Origin of the sequence: Flavobacterium sp. PL02 (assembly GCF_035013205.1) — a bacterium.
In the GTDB taxonomy this organism is placed as follows: domain Bacteria; phylum Bacteroidota; class Bacteroidia; order Flavobacteriales; family Flavobacteriaceae; genus Flavobacterium.
The window spans coordinates 301,643-326,667 of record NZ_JAYGJP010000001.1 but is presented as its reverse complement, the minus strand read 5'-3'; the positions used below and the strand labels follow the sequence as shown (position 1 = coordinate 326,667).

Below are 25,025 nucleotides of genomic sequence, written 5' to 3'. Positions count from 1 at the left end.
TTAAAATGACATCTACTAAATTAACCTCTATAAAATTAAGACCCTTTCTTGCATTTATTCTTCTGTTTTTAGGAACACTTACTTATGCCCAAAATAGTCTAAAAGTTATAAATGCAACTGCCGGACCAGGAGAAGAATCAAAAATTTTGATCGATTTATCCAATACAGATGAAGTAGTTGGAGCTGAGTTTACGCTAACAGTTCCACAAGGACTTATCATTAACGAAAAAGCAAGCAAAATAAGTGATAGCCGTAAAGGAGATCACGCTGTTTATGTAAACATCGAGAAGAATAACCCACGAAATTATCATTTTATAATTCTCTCGCTAACAAGTAATTCCTTTAAAGGAAATAGCGGGACTTTATTAGAAATTCCAATCGAAATTCCGATAAATTATCCGTCTGGGCAAACTCATAACCTAAACCTTTCTAGTGTTGTATTGAGTTCTAAAAATGCAATAGACATAGGCTCAAACCATACAAACGGAATACTTACAATAGCAACAGCACAATATCCCGATTTAACTATTTCGGGTATAACAAGCAGCGAATCTCAGATTACTCCTAACGGAAAAATTACATTGTCATGGGGAGTAAACAACATCGGAGATCGTATTGCAGCTGGAGGATGGACAGAACAAATTAGTATAATTTCGGAAACAACTGGTATCGAGTATAATTTAGGAAGTGTTTCCTATGATGGTGATTTAGAGAGCAAGAAAACCATTAGCAGAAATGCTACTTTCAACCTTCCTAAAATTATAGGGATAGACGGAAACGTAAAAATTAAAATAAACCTGGTTCCTAATTCATCTGTAAAAGAACCAGATGCGTTACAAGGCAACAATAAACTTATTAGTCCCAATACAATATTGCTCGAAAAAGTATTGTATTTAACCTTAGATAAAAAATCTATTCCCGAAAATGCGACAGAAGTAATCCGGGCAACCATAACCCAAAGCGGAGACCGAAGCACTGATAAAACATATCAACTTGCTGCTTCGCAAAACGGACAACTAGATTTTCCTGCGAATATAAAAATCCCTAAAGACCAATCATCTGTCGTTTTTTATATAAAACCTGTAGACAATACTGCTGCCGATGGAAACAGAACAGTAGCGTTATCTGTAACGGGCAATGATTACCCAACAGTTTCGGATAATATCGAAATTATAGATGATGAGGTTTCATTAATTACACTAACACCATCAAAAACAACAGCCACAGATGGGGAGATGATTACTGTTACTTTACAAACCGATTTTGCAAAAACCAAAGACACAAAATTCAGCATTACTGCAGATCAGAATTCCCGTTGGATTGTTCCATCAGAAATCATTCTACCATCAGGAAGCAAAACTGTTTCTTTTACTGTTGAGGTTAGAAACAATAAAGTACCAGAAGCAACAGTAATAGGAAAGATTACAATCCGAGCCGAAGGTTTCCAGGCTAGTAGCACCGAAATCATCTTAAAAAGCTCGAACATTCCTACTTTTGAATTCGAGATAACACCCGAAACCATTTCTAAAGGAGATGGAGTTTATGCAACTTATGCCATCATAAAACGATTGGATAAAACAGATGTTAGCATAAAAATCCGTTTGTCTGCCAATGTAGCAAATACTTTAATTCTTCCTGATATTATTGAATTTCCTGCAAATGTAAACCAGAAAAAAATCAATATTGGAGTTATAAATAACGGACTTGTCGATGGAACAAAAACTGTAAAAGTAACCGCAGATGCTTATATTCCTTCTTGTAACTGTACAGTTGCTGCAGGAAACGGAGGAAGCCAATTGGCAAAAACCATTACCATACTAGATAGTAATGGCCCTGCTTTGTTTGTAAAAGCAAACCCTACAACCGTTAAGGCAGGACAAGAAAATTCTGCAAAAATAACTATTGCAAGAAATTCTGTAGATACATCGACAGCTATTCCTGTAAGACTTTCATCAGATGCTCCTACAATTGTATCTATTCCTGCAACTGCTACTATTCCTGTAGGAAAAGAAGCCATAGAGATAGAAATAAGCACTAAAATAGATCCAAATAAAAAAGGAGATCAAACTATACGTGTTCAAGCCGAAGCAGACAATTATAGCTCTGGATTTGCATGGATAATTGTAACCGATCAAAATAAACCTGATGCTACTATTACAAAAATAAACACTGTAACTCAAGCAACAGGAAAAGATAACATCGAAGTAGCTACAACAATTACCAATCAAGGATTTGCCATTCTTACCAAAGGTTCTAAAATAGAATATTACCTTTCTAAAGATAAATCTACAAAAAATGCAATCCTGCTGGCAACTACCGAATTAGACAAAGATATCGAAGCAGGAAAATCACTAAATTTAGTTAAACCAATTCAGCTGCCTGAAAAAGCTGGCGATTATTTTTTAATTGTAACTATAAATTCAAATCAAAAAACAGACGAATTAACATTTACAAATAACGAAGCCAATACTGAAATAAAATTACTTCCGGGTTATTTTGCAACTGCTACCGTAGCTAAATCATTATACAAATCTGGCGAGTTAGTTACTATAACCGGATCTGCCAAAATGCTCAATAATTCTCCTGCTACAATCAAAGAAGTAGAAATCACGATTACCAGCGGAAACTTTGTTCGCCTATATACCGTTACAACAAATGCTTCTGGAAATTTTGCTTATGATTTTGAACCGCTACAAACAGAAAGCGGGCACTATGGCGTAAGTGCTGGTTACCCAGGAACGAATAATGCTGCACAAGCAGAATTTGATATTATTGGTTTTGAATGGACCAACAAACCATCTGGTTATTTAAAATGGGAAGTAGTAGAAAAAACACCTTTTAAAGGAGAGTTTAAATTAAAAAATAATGGCAAAACTGCGCTAACTAATATAAAAGTTGAACTACCTGCAGATGCTGGATTTAACATTCAAGTAACACCATTAACACTGGCAGCAGGACAAGAAGCCATATTAAACTATACAATATTAGCCGATAAAGCTTCTGAAGAAGAGAAGTACTATCCTATTAACTTTACAATCTCATCTGATGAAGGAGCAAAACTAACAGCTCTAGCCTATTACCATTGTCAAATTCAAACGGCAAAAATAGTAGCAAACCCTGTAAGTATTAATACCACAATGACCAAAGGAAGTTCTCGCTATTATGAATTGGCAATTACCAATACTGGAGCTATAGATGCCGTAAAAGTAAAAGTGGAATTACCTAAACTAGACTGGATGAAACTTAAGAGTCAATCGGTTATAGATAAAATAGCTCCAAATGAAACCGCTAATATAATATTAGAATTAGCCCCTACAGAGAAACAACAAGTTAACATTCCTCTATCTGGAAACTTAGCAATATCTCTTGCTAATGGGCAAGGAATTAGTGTCCCTTTTAAAATAGAAACAGTATCCGAATCCAAAGGTTCTTTACTTATTGATGCAGTCGATGACTATACATACAATACTGTAGAAGCACCACATCTAAAAGGTGCAAAAGTAGTAGTACGTCATCCATTCTCGGGCGTTATTGTTGCAGAAGGAGTAACTGATCAAAACGGATTATTTAATGCCGAAAATCTTCCAGAAGGAAGTTATGTTTTAACCGTAACGGCAGACAAACACAGTAATCATCAAAGTAATATTTTGGTTGATCCGGGTAAAGTTAATAAGCAAAGTATTTATTTGGCTTATCAGGCAATCAGCTACGAATGGACTGTAAAACCTACAGAAATAGAAGATAAATATGAAACTGAACTTGTTGTAAAATACGAAACCAATGTTCCCATTCCGGTAGTTGTCGTAGAAATGGATAAAAAAGTTCAGGATATAGCCAAAGGAAGTAGCTATATACTAATGGCAACCCTTACAAACAAAGGACTTATTACTGCCAAAGATGTATATCTGCAGTTTCCGAGTGACAACGAATATAAGTTTACACCATTAATTGATAAAATAGATATATTAGCCAAACAATCTATCCAGATTCCTGTTAAGGTCGAAAGAATGACGGGAACCATATTAAGAGCAGCAGCATCAGCAGCCCCTTGTGATGCAGTTGTAATGGCATGGTATACGTATCAATGTATTGATAGCCATTGGGTAGCTGTACCACATTCATTTTCTTTTTCTAGAGAATGTACCAATCCAGGACCTGTAGACATTCCGGTAATTAATGGTCCAAATTATGTATATTGTAGAAATTGTCCTGTACCTGGAGGAACCGGTTATTCCCCAATCGATTTTACTTATGATGCCAATATTACATGTGACCCATGTGCATTTGCCATTGGAACTGCAGTTCTAGCCTGTTATCCACCTACAGTTCTTCTTAGTTGTGGGCTTTCTCTCCTTACATCGACTACTTGGGAAGATGCAATAATAAGCGGAATCGGATGCCTCATAAAAAAACAGACTTATGGTTGTATATGGGGAGCATTAAGCGCGGTAAAAACGTGTCTGGGACTTTCAATAACAGGTCGAAACGCAGGACCAAGCTTGTTCGAAGTAATTGAACAGGATTTAACAAAATTAAAAGCTGCAGACGATGCTTTTACCAAGAAAAAAGAACTTATTTTTAATAACAATAAAATTCTTGAAAGCGAAAATTTCCCCGATTTTGTAAAAGAAGTAGCTACAAACTTAGATAAGAAACAAATTTTTACCGAAACCGATATTGCTGTTATGAAAAGCAGGTTTGTTTTAACAGATATTAGCGCTGCCGACATAAATGTATTCAGTCAAAGATGGAATGAGTCTGTAGAAGCCTGGAATAAAGGAATTACTTCTCCAAATGCACAATATGCTACCATTATTAGTAAAGATAGTTTAGATGTTTATGCCTTAAAGGCAAAAGAATTAGCAGACCATACAAAAGCAAGAGGTTTTGTTTCTGCTTACGAAATGTATGAAAAAGATAAAAGTGACTTACAAGAATATGTAGACAGAAAATCATCTAATTCTGTTTGTGCCACAGTTACAGTAAAGTTCTCTCAAAAAATGACGATGACCAGAGAAGCTTTTGAAGGTACTTTAACTATGAACAATGGTAGTGATCTTAACTCAATAAAAAACATAAACTTAGATTTGATAATCACAGACGAATCTGGAAATGATATGACCCATCTATTCCAAATTAATAAAGATGCTTTCCTGAGCGGAACAGGAATTGTTGGTCCACAAAGTAACAAATCTGGAACAGTACTTTTTATACCAACAAAAGAGGCTGCTCCTACAGTTGCTAAATCTTATTCGTTTGGAGGAACATTATCTTATCTGGATCCAAATACAGGAGAAATAGCAACAATAAAATTATACCCAGTTACGCTGGAAGTAAATCCAAGCCCAGATTTAGTACTGCATTATTTTATGCAGCGTGATATTATTGGAGATGACCCTCTAACGGAAAAAATAGAACCTATAGTTCCTGCAGAAATGGCATTATTAATTAAAAATGAAGGTTACGGTCAAGCCAAAAATGTTCAGGTAGAATCTGTACAACCTGAAATTATCGAAAACAAAAAAGGACTATTAATTGATTTTGAAATCATCGGTAGTAACTTTAATAATGAGCCTAAACAATTAGGACTACTGAATGTAGATTTTGGAAATATTGAGCCACAAAAAGCTGCAATCGGACAATGGTGGTTTACCAGTACATTGTTAGGACATTTTATAGAATATGATTTAAAAGTAAAACATTTGAGCAGCTACGGAAATAAAAATCTGAGCCTAATAAAAGCATCTTATGTTCATGAACTTATTAAAAGCGTAAAGGCTTATGAGGCTGGACATGATAACATAGCCGATTTCTTAGTAAATGATATCGCAGATATAAACGATGTTCCTGATGCTATTTATTATTCTAATGGCGGAAGTGACGAAGTATATAAAGTAAGTAATGCTAGCATTTCTAACCCTATTTCACCAACTCAGGTAACGACAATTCTAACTATGAACTCGTCTAAAACAGGATGGAATTATGGTAATTTAACAGATCCGGGCAGAGACAAATACAAACTTGTAAAAGTTGTTAGAAACAGTGATCAACTGGAATTGCCTTTGCTAAACTTCTGGCAAACATTTGTTACATTAAGAGATGGAGCAGATCCTAAATATGAGAACAATCTTCATTTTGTTGACAAAATATCAGGATTAGAAAAATACACATTGTATTATACACCAATAAATACCAATGTACCGAAAGTAGTTTCTTTTGAGAGCATTCCGTCAACAACAACCAAAGCAGTAGAATCAGTTCAGGTAAACTTTAATAAAGCCATAAACCCAAGCACCTTTACTGCCCAAAACATAACATTAATTCACCAAGGAAATAAAATCCCTTTTAATGATAGTTTTATTGGTAAAGTAAACGACTCTACTTATGTCTTAAACATTAAAACCCTAACCATTGCTTCTGGTTATTATGAACTAACAGTGCAATGTGCAGGAATAAAAGATCTGGAAGAGAACGAAGGAGTTGAAGGTAAATCTGTTTCCTGGACACAAATAATTGGAGAATTAGGAATCATTCAGTTTAAAACAGATCAAACAGAAGCTCAAGCCGTAAATAGCGTTGAGATATCATTTAATAAAATAGTAAAACCAATCCAGTTTACTAAAGACAAATTAAAGCTAAACGGAAAACCTTTGGATAACATTTCGATAGTAACAGAGAACAATCAAAAATATACTATCGTAGGATTAAATCAATACAATCTGGAAAAAGGAGAATATGAATTAACTGTTGATTTGCCATCTATGAAAGCCGAAGATAACTCGTTAGGTTTAGTAGTACAATCTCATAAATGGAAAGTTGATTTAGTTGTTCCGGAAGTAGATAGCTTTAAGCCACAATATCAGGGAGCGCTTAATAGCCAGAACGTAACAGATATGCAGATAGTTTTAAATAAACCATTAAAAAATAATTTTGAAGCTAGCTGGATTAAGCTATACAAAGGAAGTGTGGATCTAAATGCTAAATTAACTGTTACGAAACAGGATGATTTACATTATCTAATCTCGGGATTAGGAGAACACACACATACCGCAGGTGGATACAAACTAGTAATTGATCAATCTAACTTTATAGATGTATCTGGAAATTATGGAACAGGTAATACAAGCACGATGTGGACTGTAAAATTTGATAAACCAGCTTCTCCAAATAATATGCGTATAACTCCTGATAGAGGAATTTCGGCAACAGATAACATTACTTCTGGTAATGATTTATCTATCGCTCTAAAAACTATAGAAAATAAACAATCTATAGAACTTTATGTAATAACTCCAACTAGTAAAGTATTAGTAGATAAAAAATACGTAGAAACAGCAGGAGATTTAAGTTTTGCTATTACAGGATATATCGGAAAAAATACTTTTGAAGCCATTGCTTATGATGAATATGGAAATGCTAGTGACCCTGTAAGTATCGAAACATACATAGATGTTGTGGACTTTAGCAGTACAATTACACCAGTAAAAACAAGCAATACCGATTGTGCCGAAATAGAGCATCTTAAAGTACTTTTTACAGATGAAATCACGACATCTCAGTTTACAAAAGATGCCTTAATAATCAAAGCCGGAGGAATAAGTATCTCTAACGAAAATGCCGTAATCGCTAAAGTATCTGATACTGAATTTAAAATTCAGAATATAGAGAAATTCAATGAGAATGGAGAACTTACATTTGGTATCGATTTATCTAAACTACAGAAAAAAACAAGTGCCTTACAAGGAAAAGGAATTGTTTATGAAAATGTGGGTGTTATAAATACTATTTTGGCTAGTATAACAGGAGATGCTCTTATTACCGAAACCAATGCTACTACTATCTACACCGCTACTCCAAATATGCAAAGCTATAACTGGACTGTAACCGGAGGAGAAATTGTAAGTCAGGCAAATAATACTGTTACCATAAAATGGACACAAAAGGGTACACAAACTCTTTCTCTAAATTATGTAACAACAGGTTTATGTAGCAAGACAACATCTTCAGAAATAAAAGTAGATGCTACTCTGGCTATCGATGATCATACAAATCCAGATAAAAAAGGATTAACAATTGCTCCCGTTCCTAATAATGGTACATTCACACTATCTTTAATTGGTGAGCAGGGAACATTTAAACTCACAATATATGATGTGGGAGGAAGAATTGTTTATGAACAGGATAAAATAAATGTAAACGATAACTTTAAAAAAGAAATCCATACCCATTTAAAAACTACTGGAGTATATTATCTGGTATTACGCAATTCAGAAACAACTTATAAATCTAATTTCTTAATTAAATAGAAAAAAGGGATGCCTTAAAGCATCCCTTTTTTTATCAAAATAGAACAGAATAAAAAACGCACCTAACATTTTAGACATCAGTTATTTAAAACAAAAACATCTAATGTAATTAGTATTTAATATTTTATTAAATTTGAATAACTAACCTTAAACCCTAATCTTATGGAAATGAATTTCTTAGCATTTTTTGCTTCAGCACTAACAACTCTTGTTACTGGTTTTATCTGGTATAACCCTAAAGTATTTGGAACTATCTGGATGAGAGAAGCTGGAGTTACTCAAGAAGACCTCCAGAAAGGAAGTATGCTTAAAATATTCGTATTAACATACATCTTTTCTTTAATGATGACTATAATTGTTTCGGGATTAACAATACATCAATCGGGCGCTGTAGGAATGGTAGGCGGACCACCAATGATAGAAAGTGCAAAACCTTCTTTTGCAGCTTTTATGGCCGATTACGGAACTGCATTTCGCACTTTTAAACATGGAGCACTTCATGGTTTTATGACCGGTTTATTCTTTGCTTTCCCTATGTTAGCAATCAATGGTTTATTCGAAAGAAAATCTTGGAAATATATTTTTGTACATGCCGGATATTGGATTCTTACCCTAACTATTATGGGAGGAATTATTTGTGCTTGGGCATAAATAATTAAAACATAAAATCCGTTTGAAATTAGAAAATCAAACGGATTTCTTTTTTGGAAAATTTACAAGTAAAACAAACCGTAAATTATATTATTCTGTTATTATTAAGTAAATTTGAACAATATAGTACTCTTACCTTGAATTCATCTTATTCCTTCCAGATTTATACTAATACTGCCTCACTTCCTGAAACATGGAACGACTTGGCAACACATAATATTTTCTTATCCAGAGAATATCTGGAAGTATTAGAAAAATCGGCACCAACCAATATGTTGTGCCATTATATCGGACTTTTTAAAGACGCTGAATTAGTTGGTATTGTTCTAACTCAATTCTTAGATTCTAATAAGCTCGAATCATTTGGAGAACGAGATAAATGTGTAAAAACTTCCGTTCGTAATTTTGCTTTCAAGAAATTTGCTTCACACGTTTTGTTTGTTGGAAACAATATGCTCACAGGTCAAAATGCTTATTCATTTTCTGAAAAAATAAGCCAACCAAAAGCAATTAAATTATTACATAAAGGAATCAATGCACTAAAAAAAGATTTTAAATCGAAAGGGCAAAAAATCCATATCACGACTATCAAAGATTTTTCGGCAACAGAAATTGATATGCTTTCTGCCGAATTTAAAAAAGGGTATACATTTTCGATCCAGCCAAATATGGTTTTTAAAATCAATGAAGATTGGAAAACCGAAGAAGATTATATTAATGCATTATCCAAAAAATACCGCGACCAATATAAACGTACCCGCAAAAAAGCCTTAGGAATAGAAAAGAGGAAAATGGATATAGATGACATCATAACTTTTGAAGATACTATCTATGATTTGTATCATCACGTAGCCAAAAATGCTCCTTTTAATACCTTTTTCTTAGCCAAAAATCACTTTAGAGTTTTTAAAGAAACATTAAAAGAGAAGTTTCTTTTTTATGGTTATTTTATTGATGGAAAACTAATCGGTTTCAATACTTTAATCATGAATGGAACTGCAATGGACACTTATTTTTTAGGTTATGACGAAAGTGTTCAGCGCGAAAAAATGCTGTATTTAAACATGCTTTACGACATGATTGCACTTTCTATTAACAGGAATTTTAAAGAAGTTATTTTTGCCAGAACGGCTCTGGAAATTAAAAGCTCTGTGGGTGCAAAACCAGTAAAGATGTACGGACTTATCACACACAGCAATTCTTTAATCAACCATAATATTGCCAAATTATTTAATTATCTGGAACCCAAAACAGATTGGCAAGAACGAAATCCGTTTAAATAATTAAATCCATTATTATACCAAATTAGATAGGCTTTCTTTTTTATAAATCATCAAATAAAATTCCTCTTTTGTTCATCCAGCCTCCGGTATGATTCCTTTTTTTATATCTTAAATAGTTATAACTAAAAAAATCAATATTAGAAAAACGCATTGTATTTACCTTAAAATCTTTATCATAAAAATCCATTTGATTGTTTTTGTTTAAAATTACAAAACCATTTAATGAATAAATCTTATCGTATTTTATAGGTACTATTTCCTTCAAAGTGATCGTATCATTTTTTTGTTTAAATATGTAAAGCCCTTCCTTTTTATTTTTTATTAATATCATCACTCGATCATCAAAACCACCATTCACAGAATATTCCATAGTCTTTCCTCGGCTTATAAAAAGCAGCGAATCAAATTTTATTTTAGAGTCGATAAAAATATTTTTAGGCATCGATGTATAACCATAAGTCATTTCTGCATTAACGATTTTCCTAATTCTGTTCCGTTTTATGCTTAATGTATATCTTGTAACAGTTCCACAGCCTAAAGCTCTATTGCTGTAAAATGCGGGAGTAAAAACACGAGTGTCAATTTTTTTAATTTTGTTTTCTGTCAATATCTCTATATTCCCAGATCTTTGATAAATGTCACGGTAGGCAAAAGTGCTGTCTAATACAAAATCAGAATTGTAGAATTTTACAGTCTTATCATCGATCGTAACAAAATGTTTGTTATTGTAATATTTTAACGGAAAGTCATCCAAGATCTTTTGATTGCCCTTAAAAACCGTATAACTGCTGTCTTTTCTTATTTTAAGAGTATATTTTCCAATTTCAAAATATCCTGTTTCCATATTAACAGCATTTTTATCCTTTATGGAAACCTTAAGACCATAAGTGTTATAATCACTTTGCAAATCCAGAAAACTTGTTTTTATCTCATTATCTTTTTTATAAATCAAACCTAGACGTGAAGACCAATAAATAATTTTATTATTAGCCATGACCATCTTATGTATTTCATCTTCTTTTTCACTTTCTAATTCCCAAACCTCTTTCTTTCTTATTACTTTACAAACCAAAACACTATCATTCTTCAAGAAATAAAAATGTTTCAAATGAGGCTGATTCACAAAGTAAACTTTGTCTCTAAACTCTTTTAACAAATTAAAATCACTATTCAAATCAGAGAGTTTTATCGCATCCATACTGCCATAATATTTTTTGTCTATAAAATCTACTTTTTCTGTAGCATAAACATCGAATATATTACTATGAAAAAAATTGCCGCGACTTTCAGTAAACCCTTTTTTCTCAATTTTATAAAAATAAAGCGTGTTGCTATTAACTTGACAATAATCGTAGTTAGTAATGTCCGTAACTTTGTTTTGCGCATTCGCGATTGTCACAAAAACAAATAAAATTAAGAGAAGTTTATTTTTCATTAATAGTAATATTATCGACTAATCTTCTTGTTCAGCATTTTGAATTAAATCCTGCATAATCTCTATTCTTTCCTTAAGCGTTATTTCATTAGATAATTTTTCTTTTAGCTTTCCCATTACACTATCATCCATATAGTCTGTATTTGTAGCCCTTTCGTATGCCTCATTAAAATCATAGGAACTAAAATACTCTTCTTCATTTTTGCTTAGTATCTCCTTCATTTTATTAATATAAAATTGTTTTACTTCTTCGGGAAATTTTTCCGAAATCAATTTATAGTAGCTTTCATTTCCCCCCAAAAAATTATCTTTCGCCAAGATTAATTGTTTCTCGGTTAAGACTAAAGTATCCGATTTTAAAACTTTTACTTGTCTGTAATAATTTATAAAATCATACTTGGGCAAGTCATTACACTTCAAATAATAGTCAATACTTTTTTCATAACGTTCTTCTGGCGATTTTGAATTTTCAATTTCTTTTACCTTTTTTATTTTCTCAATTATATTTTTCCAGTCAGAATCACTTTTCGAAAGATGCACCAATAGCGTCAGTTTCTTTTTTTCTTTTTTAAAAAACAGTATACCATAATATTTTCTATTAGAATCAACGCCTTCCGCAATGCCCATACAAGTTTCACCATTCATCATACTGCTTTCGTAATAATCATTTTCACTTTGAGGGCAAAAAATTTCTTTATCTATAAATTTAATATTAGAGTCATTTTTTATGATTTCCTCATAATTATTTACCTTAATATATCCCACTTTATAATGATCATTAATATACCTATTCCCGTATTCAAAATCTGAATATTCAACAAAAAGGATTAAATCGCTATTCATTGTCAAATTTCTCAAATCAACACTTTGAGAATATATTACACTCTGAATCAGAATGAAAATTGTGAAAAATATTTTTTTCATTATTAATAAATATATGACGGGGTTATTATAAAAACTAAAATACTTTTTTACATTTAAAAACTTACTTTTTTAGTTAAGGTTTTCCCCCTTTTTACTAACCCTTGTATAAATTTTACCCCTAAACTGATTTTTGTCTTTATTCTTTTTTCAAATTAAAATTTCACTTTTAAGGAATGGCAATTTTCATTTGCTTATGCAAAATACGAATATCCAATTTAGTCTGAGCGCCACAATACTCACCATCAATTTGGAAACTAACTGGATGATTTGTTTTTATGACTGCTTGATCTGTAGAAATGATAACAATATCATCTGAATCGATAGGCATATTACCCGTAATTATTTTTCCCAGAATTATTAAATCTAGATTTTTTAAAACAACCAATTCAAATTTACCATCATTAATTGCTCCATTTGGGTTAATGACAACACCTGTTCCATATTTTTGAGAATTGGCAATTACAACCATTCTTGCTTCATGTTCAACCGTCTGATTATTGGCCGTAATAGATACAACAAAAGGATCTCCAGACTCTTTGATAGTAGTATACGCTTGAGATGCATAACCCCAAAATCCTCTTATCTCACTTTCTTCATAATTCTTGATTAAATCGGCATTGAGTCCTATATCGCTTAAATGAATACTTTTTTTCCCGTTGATACAAATCATATCCATCTCGATATAATTGTTGTTAAAAGCAATACTTAAATTCTCTTCGAGTGTTTTAGGTAAATTTAAATCGACCGATAATCCGTTGGCAGATCCTGCAGGCAATATCCCAACAATAACATCATATTCCTCCATTGCTTCGGCGACCATTTTTACAGTTCCATCTCCTCCGGCAACAACGATTCTAATGGGTAAATGTTGGTTATACAACTCTTGTATTTGGCCAATGTCATTCTGCCCAGTAGTTTCGTAAACTTTCAAATTAATATGACACGTTACCGCATAGGATTTTACTGTCTCAATAAGCTCAGATTTATCCAGATCACCCGAAATAGGGTTTACAACAAATAAGATATTCCTTTTCAAAATTTTATCTTTATATTTATTCAAAAGTAATTACACAAGTTATCCCAAAAGTAAGCAATTAATGAAACCTATTTTAAAATTATATCGCGGTTATGCCAATGATCAGGAACTAATTGTTATGGGGCACGTTTTTAAACCATCGACTGCCAATGATTATGATTTTCAAAAGCGAAGTTTTAAAAATGCCACTTCTGTTCTTAAACTTTTCCAGATAAAAACAATCCCAAATTACGATGTTTATTTAAAACATGGAGAGAACCAAATTCATACCAAAACTCTCGATGATGGTTTTTTTAAATTCTGCATTCCTTTAAAAGAGGAAACAGGTTTTGGATGGATGAATTACCAAGTTAGCATTTCTCATAAAAACGAAACAATATCCTGTGCCAGCACTTTTATAAGACCTCATGAAGGAAATCTTGGGATTATATCAGATATTGATGATACTTTTTTGGTTTCGCACACACATAATTTCTTCAGGAAATTATATATTTTATTGTTCAGAAATGTAAATGATCGCAAAATATTTGATGAAGTTGTACCGCATTATCAAGCATTAAGTTCCGCAGAAAGAAACAACAAAGAAGAGAAAAATGCTTTTTTTTACATCTCGAGTAGCGAGTGGAATTTATATAGTTTTATTGTTCGTTTTACCAAAATACATGAATTACCAAGGGCAGTAATTTTATTAAAGGATATTAAAACCGGAATTGCCGACTTTTTTATGAGTGGCAGAGGAAACCATGACCATAAGTTTGATAAAATCAAACACGTCCTGGAGTTTTATCCAAACCTAAAATATGTTTTATTGGGTGACGATTCTCAACACGACCCAATGTTATATGAAAGAATTTGCAAAATATTTCCTGTAACGGTAAAAGCGGTTTATATAAGGCAAACTGGTAAAAACAAAAAAGAATCAACGAAAGCAATCCTTAAAAATTTAGAAAACCTTGAGGTTTCTGTTTGCTATTTTAAACACAGCAGCGAAGCCATTGAGCATTCTAAAAAGATTGGAATTATAATGTAACTGTGAAAGGTATTTTGAAAATGTGAAATGTCAGCTGAAACTGAAAAACCTTTGTCAAAATTCGAAAACTTTGACAAAGGTTTATAGATAATATTCTTATTTTCAAAAAACTGAAAACTGAGACTAAAAACTGTATTATGCGTTGAAATTATCAATCTCCTCCTGAACTACTTCCCAGTCTGATAATAATTGATCCAAATCTTTTTTCTTTTTATTGTATGCCATAAAGAAAGAAGCGTCTTCGATGTGTTTATCATAATTAGAAGCCAACATTTTATCGTCATGCTGAATATCTTTTTCTAATTGTTTGATTTGACTTTCGACTTTACTCAAGCGATTTTGTAATGCTTTCGTTTTCTTCTGATCTTCGTAAGAAGTTTTATTACTTTCTTTAGGAGCAGCAGCTTTTACAGCATCTTTTTTCTCAACTTCACGCATATTTTCCATATTACGTTGCTCTAAGAAATAGTTAATGTCTCCTAAATATTCTTTTATCTTCTGATCTTTAAATTCGTAAACCAAATTAGACATTCCCTGAAGGAAATCTCTATCGTGAGAAACAAGTAGTAAAGTTCCACCAAATTTTTGAAGTGCCGCTTTTAATACATTCTTAGATTTTATATCCAAGTGATTCGTAGGCTCATCCATTAACAAAACGTTTATAGGTTGTAATAACAACTTACATAATGCCAAACGGTTTCTTTCTCCTCCTGAAAGTACTTTTACTTTTTTCTCTACATCATCTCCACGGAACAAGAATGAACCCAACATATCACGAACTTTTGATCTATTGGTATCCATTGCAGCATCTTCCATTGTTTGCAACAATGTGATTTCTCCGTCTAGGTATTCCGCTTGATTTTGGGCAAAATAACCCAACTGTACATTATGTCCTAATTTTATACTTCCTTGGTATTCGAACTCATCAACGATTGCTTTAATAAAAGTTGATTTTCCTTGTCCATTCTGTCCCACAAAAGCAATTTTGCTTCCACGTTCTACTAACAAGTTTATATCTTTAAGAATAACTTTATCTCCGTATGCTTTTGTAACATTATCGGCTTCGACTACTACTCTACCTGGTTCTTTAGAAACTGGGAAAGAAATATTCATCACCGAATTATCATCTTCGTCAACCTCGATACGCTCAACTTTATCTAATTTCTTGATAAGCGATTGCGCCATAGAAGCTTTAGAAGCTTTTGCACGGAATTTTTCGATTAGCTTTTCTGTTTCTTCTATTTTTTTGGCTTGATTCTTTTGCGTAGCCAATTGTTTTTCACGAATTTCATGACGCAATTCTAAGTACTGAGAATATGGTTTATTAAAATCATATGCTTTACCTAATGAAATTTCGATAGTTCTGTTGGTTACATTATCCAGGAACATTTTATCGTGCGATACAATTACCACTACTCCAGGATAGTTACGCAAGAAACTCTCTAACCAAATGATACTCTCGATATCCAAGTGATTCGTAGGCTCATCCAGCAACAATACATCATTAGCTTGTAATAATAATTTAGCTAACTCGATACGCATTCTCCAACCTCCAGAAAAAGTTTCTGTTTGATTATTAAATACTTCTCTTTTAAAACCTAATCCTAAAAGAATTTTCTCTGTATCTCCTACATAATTATAACCACCTAATAACTCAAAACGATGTGTATAATCAGATAAATCTTCGATAATCTGACTGTATTCTTCGCTTTCATAATCGGTTCTGGTTACCAATTGATGATTAATATGCTCTAATTTTTTCTCAACGACTTTAATATCCGTAAAGGCTTCGTAGGCTTCTTCTAATACTGTTCTTCCTTGTTCAAAATCGATATCTTGACGTAAGAAACCCATTCGAACTTCTTTTTCTGTTGCGATTTGTCCAGAATCTGGTTTAAAATCTCCTGCAAGAATTTTTAGCATTGTTGATTTTCCAGCACCATTTTTTCCTACAAGACCTACTCGGTCTCCAGCACCTAAACGAAAAGTAACTTCTTCAAACAAATAAGTACCTCCAAAAGAAACTGATAAATTATGTATATTAAGCATTTATTATTGTTATTATAAACTAATTGATTGTTTAAATTTATATCTCTAGTTTGACTAGAAATTTAATTTTTGTAGACATTAAAAATACCTTTCTCTGAATAACAAAATATTTCTTTAAGCTTACTAAAACTTTAAATATTTTATTTAATCAACCTCTAATCAGTATTTTTCATTCTTGTTTTTCTAAAACATATTGCAATTTATATTGCCTTTTACTTATAATTTTAAAAATGCAAAGGTAGTGAAAAGGAATGTATTATGCTATAAAGATAAAAAGGCTGTTTTTGGATATTAAGAATTGAAAATTGTTAATGTGATGACCAATGATTATCTTTGGGATAAATTCATCATTTTTATTTAAAAAACAACTGCATAATTTCTCTTCGAAGTATTTACATCGCAGTTTATACATTACAAAAACTTACTCAAAATGTTCAAAAAAGGATCTAAACTAAATAGTATTTTAAAAGGAACTTGTCCTAAATGTCAAAACGAAAGTATGTACGAAGACAAGAACCCGCTACATTTAACCAAAGTTTTAAAAATGAATGAATCTTGCAGTCATTGTGGTCTTAAATACCAGATTGAACCTTCCTTTTTTTACGGAGCAATGTATGTAAGTTACGGATTAAATGTAGCATTAGGAATTGCTGCTTTTATCATATCCTACGTTTTCCTAAACTCTAGTATCGAAGCTTCTTTTATAGCAATTGTAGTAACACTTGTTGTATTATTTCCATTTGTATTAAGATGGTCAAGGAATATCTACATTAATATGTTTGTTTCTTACGACCCAACTACTAATATAAAAAAATAGAGATTGCAAAAGCATAAGCAATTACACCTTTTTTTGATTGATTTCAAAAGATTAACCATATAAGTTATGTAAGCTCATTTAAGAAATACCTAAACTTATATTTTCTTAAATAGCTTACATGGTTTAAAAACCTATACTTTTTTTGTAGAAAAAACATTAAATAACCTAATCGATTACTTGTTTTTCTTTTTATAAAATCGTTCGATATTTATTTCGTTATCCAAAGGAATTTCATTTTCTATATTTTCAAATAAAGCTTCAGCCATTGCTGGTCCTAACATTACTCCTCGCGTACCTAATCCGTTAAGAATATGCAACGTTTTATGTGTATTATGCGTTCCTACCAGAGGTCTCCTATCTTGTACTGTAGGACGGACACCAGCAAAATGCTCAACGATTTCAAACTCGCAGGTAATTATTTCGCGAATGCGTTCTAGAAGTTCTTGCTTTGCCTCCTCCGTAGGTAAATCGGTTTTATCTTTCCAATTATATGTTGCCCCTACTTTAAACAAATCATTTCCTAAAGGCAGGATAAATACACTTGTATTTACAATAACATCTAAATTTAAACCTACTGCTTTAATAATAAATAGTTCTCCTTTGGTTCCATCCAGAGGCAAATCATTAAAGAATGGGTTCTTATGCAACCCAAATCCTTCTGCAAAAATAACATGACGCGCTTGTATGTTTTTATATTGAATTCCTGAATCTAAAAATTCAATCTGATCATAATCAAATGATTCTTCTAACAGCAAATTATTAGCAAGTAAATATTCTCTATACTTTTCTAATAATAAAGCCGTATCAACATAACCTGTGTGCAAAACTTCGCCATAATCGTATGGAGAATCTATACTGTTATATTTTCTATTAACTAATTTGGTAGACAAGAAAGGTGCTAAGTTCTTTTTATCTGAAGCACTAAACCAATTATTTTGCTCTTCTATCGAGAAAAACTTTCTTAAAATAGGTAGCTGGAAATTGAATTTTGTAGCAAGTTTATTTTCAATATCTGCATAAAAAGAGTCCATTAAAACAAGTTGCTGTTGCGCTTGCCATACTTCACTAAATCTTTTTAAAATTACGGGATTATACAAACCTCCTGCAATTTTTGATGAGTTTTGCGATTTATCATCTACTACCAAAATAGATTTATTGTGCGACAATGCTTTTTCTGAAAAAGAAATCCCTGCTAAACCTGAACCAATAATTAAATAGTCAATCATGAAAAAATAAATTAAACTGTTACCGCCAACAAACATAAATGAAAAAACTCTTACCAAAAAATGGTAAGAGTTTTTTATATTAAAGAAGGAAATTAAATTTTAGTAATTCCACATATCTGATTCGAAATTTCTAATTTTCTCTTTCACTCTCTCAGACTCCAATAATTGGTTCTGAGCGTTATCCTTCATGTATTCTTCTATAGCTCTATCTCCGTAAACGTTTTCTTCTTTATAGATTGTACTATTAAAACGTCTAGAGTTTAAGATTTGATCAAAAGAAATTGGCATTGCAGAGTTCTTGTCATTAAAGGCTTTAGCCTCATGTAAGACACCTCTCGCATCTGGGAAGAATACCCAGAACAATTCAATATAATCTTTTTCTTCACTATTAATAGTGTAAACATCTGGAGTAACAGGACAAATTCCTAAAAGACGATACTTCAATTCACTTTGACGCTTGTCAAAATACCAATATCCTTTAATTTTATATTCTGTAACATCTTGAGCTGTTAAATCAGTTTTCAAGATATATTCAGAAGATATAGTTTTAGATGCAGGAACAGTTACAGTTTCTGAAGTTGTTACTTTGTTTTTTCCTTTACCAGTTGTCTTCTTTTTTTCGATTGTTTGCGTAACATACGCATTCGGATCTTGATTCAATTGTTCTCTACCAGCATCAGTTGTATCGATACGAGATAAAGAAGATTGAATGTCTTTCATAGACTTTTTGGTATTGAAATAACTATCAGTATAAACTTCAGTAATTTTACCATTTTTAATTGCCTTTGTCAAAACATCGTACATAGAACGTCTGTCCGAACCGATATTTGCAGTATCAATTGGGAAATACATAGAAAAGTTGATTTTTTCATTTAAATCAATGATTTCCCAAACAGTTTTCCCCATCAAAACGTCTCTATCATGTACATAACCATAAGCTAATGGTTTGTCATTATCAGAAACAAGTTGTGCTGGAGTTTTTAAACCAATTTCAGCTGGTGTTTTTGCATTAAGCAAATTCGACTGTGCAAATGTGGTATAACTCCCTGCAATAGAGATAATAGCTATTAAAAAATTTCTTACATTCATCATGGTATCAGTATAATATTGAAGTAGTTTTACTTTATAGATCTACTTATTATTGTATTTCATAAATTACTGGAGCGGTTCTAGGCAATAAATAACTTCCTGCTCCAACAAGTTTAGTTTTAATCTCAGAAATAGTAACTTGGTCTCCTCTACCTGCTTTTGAAAGAACTGATTTACATTGTGCATTTAATCTATTACCAGAAACTACAACTGTAGGTTGTCCAGTAACTTTTAAATTAAATCCAACAACATCTAATCCAACTTCGAAATCAAAATCAACTAATTTAGCTCCAATTGTAGCAATCTCTAAATTCGATTTAGGTCCTTTTACAACACCCATTTCTCCTCTAATTGTTCCAGTTGGTCCAGGAATACCTTTAATTCTAAAAGTTTTCTTGTCAGAAACTGTAGAACCATTTGGCAATGTACCTGTAACAGTAATTGTAGTTTCAGTACCTGTACTTGGACTCATGTTATATTTACCTGGTTTACCAGCAGAAGATAATCCTGGAGCAGTTGCAACAACTTTATTATCAGCAACACCCGCAAATGATACTGAAATTGGGTTAACAACACCTCTATAAACTACATTCATTTTATCTGCAGAAATAGTTGCAGAGTTTGGTTTTGGTACTACAACATATTTACCTTCAAATTTAAGTGGAATGTTTTTTCCATCTTCTAAAAATGTAAATTGTCCGTTAATACTTTGTTCTCCAATTCCACCAGCAGTCATCGAAATAACAGCTTGTCCATTTTCAATTTTACCTGGACCTGAGAATGAAGTAGGAGTTGTGTTTTCGTCATAACGACCTAAAACAACTTTACCTGTAACAGTTTCTCCTTGAAAGTAAGCACTTTTATCAAGAACTACAATTGCTTTATAGTTGTTATAAGAAGCTGCAGCTACTGCCGCTTTTCCTAAAGCTGAACTATAAACATCAGATTCTACTTTTTTAACATCACTCTGCCAAGCAGATAATTTTGCAACTGATGCAACAGCTGGAAAACCTTTAAAGTTATAAGCTAAAAATTTATCTTTTAAACCTTCTTTGTTTTTAACGTCAGAAGTATTAAATTTATTATCAATCTCAGCTACAATTGCACTATATTTTTTATCGCTCAATACAGATTTCATATCTGCTCTATACTGATTGATTTTTGCAACGATTTCGTCACCTTTTTTAGTATAACCTTCACCTGTAAACCAGTTGTCGATATTATCACCTTTGTCCATAGACTCGTAAGGTAATTTTCCAGTTTCTTTATCTTTTTCGAATCCTTTTAATACATCACCTTTTAAAGTTCCGATGTATGTATAAAAATCTTTAGATATTGCTGCCACTTTGTGAGCTGTTTGAGCAGCTGTTTCAAATTCACCTTTAGCTTCAGCAGCTTTCTGGTCTAATGACATCAACATTTGCTCATTAGTCATATTAGCAGACTCGTTTGCACTTTCAAATTTTTCATTCATTAAGCCAAAAGCAGATAAAACTTCTTTTGACATATTCATTGCTAACATTGCGATAAAAACCAGATACATCAGGTTTATCATCTTCTGTCTAGGGGTTAATTTTCCTCCTGCCATATTTTCTAAATAATTAGTTTTTTATTAATAATAATTGTTTTTAACTAATTATCCTTTATTATTCATAGCCGAAAGCATACCACCATATACATTGTTTAAAGAAGCAATATTTGCAGTCATAGATTGCATTTGCTCTTTTAACTTACCTGCATTTTCAGCGATTTCTTTGTTTGCTTCTGCGTTTCTTGAAGCACTTTCTAATTGAACTTTATATAAACTATTTAATGATTCCATTTGTGCAGCTGCAGTAGATAACTCTTCGCTGTATTTTTTAGTAGAAGCGATTGAATCAACAGTTGGAGCAATTCCTTTAGCAGCAGATTCAAAGTTTTTGATACTGTTACCTAAGCTTGACATTAACTCACCGTCAATTTTAGCTTCTTTAAGCATAACGTCTAATTTTTGAGATAATAGACCTTGTGCATCAGATGGGGTTTCAACTTTTGCAGCTTTAGTTTTTGCTTGACCATTAGCCAATTCTGGATAAACTAAAGTCCAGTCTAATTCTTCGTCAACTGGTTCAAAAGCAGATAAAGCAAAGATTAATGCCTCTGTTACTAATCCGATTGAAAGCATCAAGGTTCCTGTTAACGGTCCGATTTCAAAGTGGGTAATTTTGAATAAAGCTCCAATAATTACTACTGCTGCTCCCATACCGTAAGCGAAGTTCATCGCTTTTTTACTTAATAATGCCATAATTTTGTTTGTTTGTTTTAGGTTTTAAAAATAAGGATTTGGTTATTGTTTTAATTGTACTCTCTAATTATAATTTACTCTTTTTATTCCCGGTCACTTGCGTTCCCATGTAATCTTGAACTGTTCTAAAACCAATAAAACTTCTTGCTGAATCTGCGTATTCAAAATCTCTGGTACTTACTTGTAGGAAATAAGCAACATCTTTCCATGAACCTCCACGAACTACTTTACGCTTGTTTGAACCATCTTGAACATTAGGATTCATAGTAGAAACATATTCGTAAGCATTTGGGCTATATGAAGAATCTGTCCACTCGGCAACGTTACCTGCCATATTGTATAAATTGTATCCGTTTGGATCGTATGATTTTGCTTCTACAGTGTACAAAGCATTATCTGCAGCATAATCTCCTCTACTTGGCTTGAAGTTAGCCATAAAACAACCTCTATCACTCATGATATAAGGACCTCCCCAAGGGTAAGTAGCAGACTCCAGACCTCCTCTAGCAGCATACTCCCATTCTGCCTCTGTAGGCAATCTGAAAGAATTCACTAAATCATGACCTTTCTTTTTAGATTTTATGTAAGTATTTTTGTTTAATGTTCTCCAAGCACAGAATGCTTTTGCCTGAGTCCATTGTACTCCTACAACTGGATAATCTCCGTATGCCTTATGCCAGAAATAGTCATTATGCATTGGCTCATTATATGAGTAAGTAAAATCTTTAATCCAAACTGTTGTATCTGGGTAAACCTTAACTTCTTCTGTCTTAACGAAATCTTTTCTTTTTCCAACTTTAGCTTTAGCTGCAGCTTGAATATCCATCCAAGAATATCTAAATTTCAATTTATTAACATCAATAGTTCTTAAACCATTATATGACTCTTCTATAGGAATATACATAGAATCCATTACCTCTGTATAATACTCATCTGGATATGCCTGAGTACCTTTAGCTAACTTTACTTTTCTGTTTAATTTTCTTCCTGCATAAGGATCATCAGCAGTACCGATACTATAGTAATTGTCATACATATATTTATCGTAAGCTGTCATTTTTTCTGGATCAGAATCGTTAAAAGCATAATCTCCTATGCTTCCGCCTTTTTTACCTTTAGCATCTGTTCCGCCACCTGGTTTTTGCCCCATTTCATCTGCCATAATTGCCAAACGAACTCTCATTGTTGAGTCTTTTACCCACTCCACAAATTGACGGTATTCACTATTTGTTATCTCTGTTTCATCCATATAAAAAGAACGAACGGTAACCGTTTTTGTTGGTGCATCTTCTACTTGAGCTAAGTCATCATCTGACTTACCCATAATGAACGACCCACCTGGAACTAAAGTCATTCCATAAGGCTTTTCAGGATACCATTTCCCACCTTTAACACCTACCAATTCTCCTTTGTCACTTGACCTACCACAACTAATCATTAGTGTTAAAAATGCCGCAAATGCAATAAACTTCTTCATATATATTTGGATTATCTATTCATTATTATAAGTCCGTAAACCTATTTATTATTTTCTTAAAAAACAATAGCTTTTTGTGTAATTTATTTCACGGTTCAAAAATAAAGTTAAAAAAAATAAAAAAAAAATATTTAGTCGATAAACTGTCATTAAAAATCGACATAAAACGTTAAATTTTAGTATTTATAAATCTATTCCTACTAATAAAATCAGAAACAATCATTTCAAAAAACCCTTAAATACTGGTACCTTATTACGAAAACGATTACACAGTATTTTTACGTTGTGCTTTCCACCACCTTTCAGGCAATTCCTGATTACAAGCAGTCAAATATTCGTCATACGAACATGATAACAACGTATTTCTCTTCAATTTATTACTTCCGTCAGAAATAAAAGGAATTTCTATCCACCAACGGTCAGTTTTGTCGCTTTTATAAAAAACCAGCTCTTCTTCCTCTAATGGAACTATGTATTTTAAATAGTTTTTTCGGCTACCATATGGATACTCGTTAGAACGATAATGATACCCTTCGATAAAATACCAAACGATCTGCGCCATTAAAGGAGCTTCTTGCGATGTATTATTATGATTAAAAAGTCCAAAAGCAGACACTTTATCACTAATACCTGCATATCGAGCAAGCGAACAAATCTCTTTCCCATTAAACCCATTAGGTTCAAAAGTAATGATGTTTCCTGAATCGGCAGATTTTATTGAATTTAAATCGAAACTCACTAAATCAGCATCTCTAAAAACTGGCTCAGCAAGCGCAATTTTATTCGAAACCTCTCCTAATCGATACGCATCAAAAAACAATTTTTCGATTAAATCAATCTCTTCTTGTGAGTTGTAATAAGTTTGATAACCTATGTTACAATAATTAAATAGATTGTTTGGCTCATCAACTATAATCTTGGTTAAATATGAAGTTGCTGAAGAATCTTCACTTTCTTTTCCAAAATCAAATTTATTATCTACAGCAACCAAATTAACCATTTGCTCTAAATCATCGTAAGCACGATACAAAGCATAGGTTAAATCCTGAGATCCACCTATAACTATAGGTACAACTCTGTTTTTTATTAAGGCTGCAGTTATTTTTTTTAAAAGATAGTAAGTATCATCTATTGAATTTCCTGGTAAAATATCCCCTAAATCAGCAATAGTCATATCCCAGTTTCCAGGAAACATACTATATAGCTTTTTACGAAAAGGATTTAAGTTTACATCGCTAATCGCAGAAGTATCTCCGCGATTATCTAAAACTCCAATTATAGCAATATTTACTTTTGCTAAATCTGGAAACTGTTCTTTTGTATGTAAAACTATTTTACTTCCCAATTCTTGAGAAGACAATGTATCAATGTAGTTTAGAATTTCTTCGGCAACTGGTTGTAGAAAATCAAATTCCATT

At 32.4% G+C, this 25,025-nt stretch carries 15 protein-coding genes; 5 read left to right on the top strand and 10 right to left on the bottom strand.

Annotated features, from left to right (window positions below):
* Nucleotides 1-5 precede the first annotated feature (5 nt).
* The 3 genes from SHI72_RS01355 to SHI72_RS01345 all read left to right on the top strand — a co-directional run bounded on the left by SHI72_RS01355 (nt 6) and on the right by SHI72_RS01345 (nt 10,240).
* On the top strand, nt 6-8,306 hold the full coding sequence (locus tag SHI72_RS01355; RefSeq protein WP_323488809.1) for a CARDB domain-containing protein: 8,301 nt from the start codon (nt 6-8) through the stop codon (nt 8,304-8,306).
* A 162-nt stretch (nt 8,307-8,468) separates the two neighbouring features.
* On the top strand, nt 8,469-8,957 hold the full coding sequence (locus tag SHI72_RS01350) for a DUF1761 domain-containing protein (RefSeq protein ID WP_039111483.1): 489 nt from the start codon (nt 8,469-8,471) through the stop codon (nt 8,955-8,957).
* A gap of 137 nt (nt 8,958-9,094) precedes the next feature.
* Entirely contained in the window at nt 9,095-10,240 is a 1,146-nt protein-coding gene (locus SHI72_RS01345) for a peptidogalycan biosysnthesis protein (protein WP_039118769.1), read from the top strand.
* A 40-nt stretch (nt 10,241-10,280) separates the two neighbouring features.
* Here the strand turns inward: SHI72_RS01345 and SHI72_RS01340 are convergent, their stop codons facing one another.
* From SHI72_RS01340 to SHI72_RS01330, 3 genes are all read right to left on the bottom strand, one after another.
* Complete coding sequence (locus SHI72_RS01340) at nt 10,281-11,675, bottom strand: hypothetical protein (RefSeq protein ID WP_323488808.1); 1,395 nt, start codon at nt 11,673-11,675, stop codon at nt 10,281-10,283.
* Nucleotides 11,676-11,693: 18 nt separating this feature from the next.
* Nucleotides 11,694-12,599: a hypothetical protein gene (locus SHI72_RS01335; protein WP_039111485.1), complete on the bottom strand. Its 906-nt coding sequence runs from the start codon at nt 12,597-12,599 to the stop codon at nt 11,694-11,696.
* 166 nt (nt 12,600-12,765) lie between these two features.
* The gene (locus tag SHI72_RS01330; protein ID WP_323488807.1) at nt 12,766-13,635 is read right to left on the bottom strand and encodes a diacylglycerol/lipid kinase family protein; all 870 of its coding nucleotides are present in this window, start codon (nt 13,633-13,635) and stop codon (nt 12,766-12,768) included.
* A gap of 61 nt (nt 13,636-13,696) precedes the next feature.
* Here SHI72_RS01330 and SHI72_RS01325 point away from each other — a divergent pair, with 61 nt between their 5' ends.
* Nucleotides 13,697-14,665, top strand: coding sequence for an App1 family protein (locus SHI72_RS01325; protein WP_086895517.1), 969 nt, complete (start codon nt 13,697-13,699; stop codon nt 14,663-14,665).
* Nucleotides 14,666-14,800: 135 nt separating this feature from the next.
* Here the strand turns inward: SHI72_RS01325 and SHI72_RS01320 are convergent, their stop codons facing one another.
* Nucleotides 14,801-16,714: an ABC-F family ATP-binding cassette domain-containing protein gene (locus tag SHI72_RS01320; protein WP_039111487.1), complete on the bottom strand. Its 1,914-nt coding sequence runs from the start codon at nt 16,712-16,714 to the stop codon at nt 14,801-14,803.
* A gap of 430 nt (nt 16,715-17,144) precedes the next feature.
* On the opposite strand from SHI72_RS01320, the gene SHI72_RS01315 reads away from it, so the two are divergent.
* Complete coding sequence (locus tag SHI72_RS01315; RefSeq protein WP_039118733.1) at nt 17,145-17,531, top strand: DUF983 domain-containing protein; 387 nt, start codon at nt 17,145-17,147, stop codon at nt 17,529-17,531.
* 173 nt (nt 17,532-17,704) lie between these two features.
* Here SHI72_RS01315 and SHI72_RS01310 read toward each other — a convergent pair whose 3' ends face one another.
* From SHI72_RS01310 to SHI72_RS01285, 6 genes are all read right to left on the bottom strand, one after another.
* The gene (locus SHI72_RS01310; RefSeq protein WP_323488806.1) at nt 17,705-18,757 is read right to left on the bottom strand and encodes an FAD-binding oxidoreductase; all 1,053 of its coding nucleotides are present in this window, start codon (nt 18,755-18,757) and stop codon (nt 17,705-17,707) included.
* A gap of 99 nt (nt 18,758-18,856) precedes the next feature.
* A complete protein-coding gene (gene gldN / locus SHI72_RS01305) occupies nt 18,857-19,846 on the bottom strand; it encodes a gliding motility protein GldN (protein ID WP_039118764.1) in 990 nt (329 codons plus the stop codon).
* 49 nt (nt 19,847-19,895) lie between these two features.
* Complete coding sequence (gene gldM / locus SHI72_RS01300; RefSeq protein WP_323488805.1) at nt 19,896-21,434, bottom strand: gliding motility protein GldM; 1,539 nt, start codon at nt 21,432-21,434, stop codon at nt 19,896-19,898.
* 48 nt (nt 21,435-21,482) lie between these two features.
* Nucleotides 21,483-22,130, bottom strand: a complete 648-nt coding sequence (gldL, locus tag SHI72_RS01295) for a gliding motility protein GldL (protein ID WP_035623274.1) — start codon at nt 22,128-22,130, stop codon at nt 21,483-21,485.
* A 67-nt stretch (nt 22,131-22,197) separates the two neighbouring features.
* The gene (gldK, locus tag SHI72_RS01290) at nt 22,198-23,607 is read right to left on the bottom strand and encodes a gliding motility lipoprotein GldK (RefSeq protein ID WP_039111490.1); all 1,410 of its coding nucleotides are present in this window, start codon (nt 23,605-23,607) and stop codon (nt 22,198-22,200) included.
* Nucleotides 23,608-23,872: 265 nt separating this feature from the next.
* Nucleotides 23,873-25,024, bottom strand: a complete 1,152-nt coding sequence (locus SHI72_RS01285) for a formimidoylglutamase (RefSeq protein WP_039111491.1) — start codon at nt 25,022-25,024, stop codon at nt 23,873-23,875.
* Between the last annotated feature and the right edge of the window lies 1 nt (nt 25,025).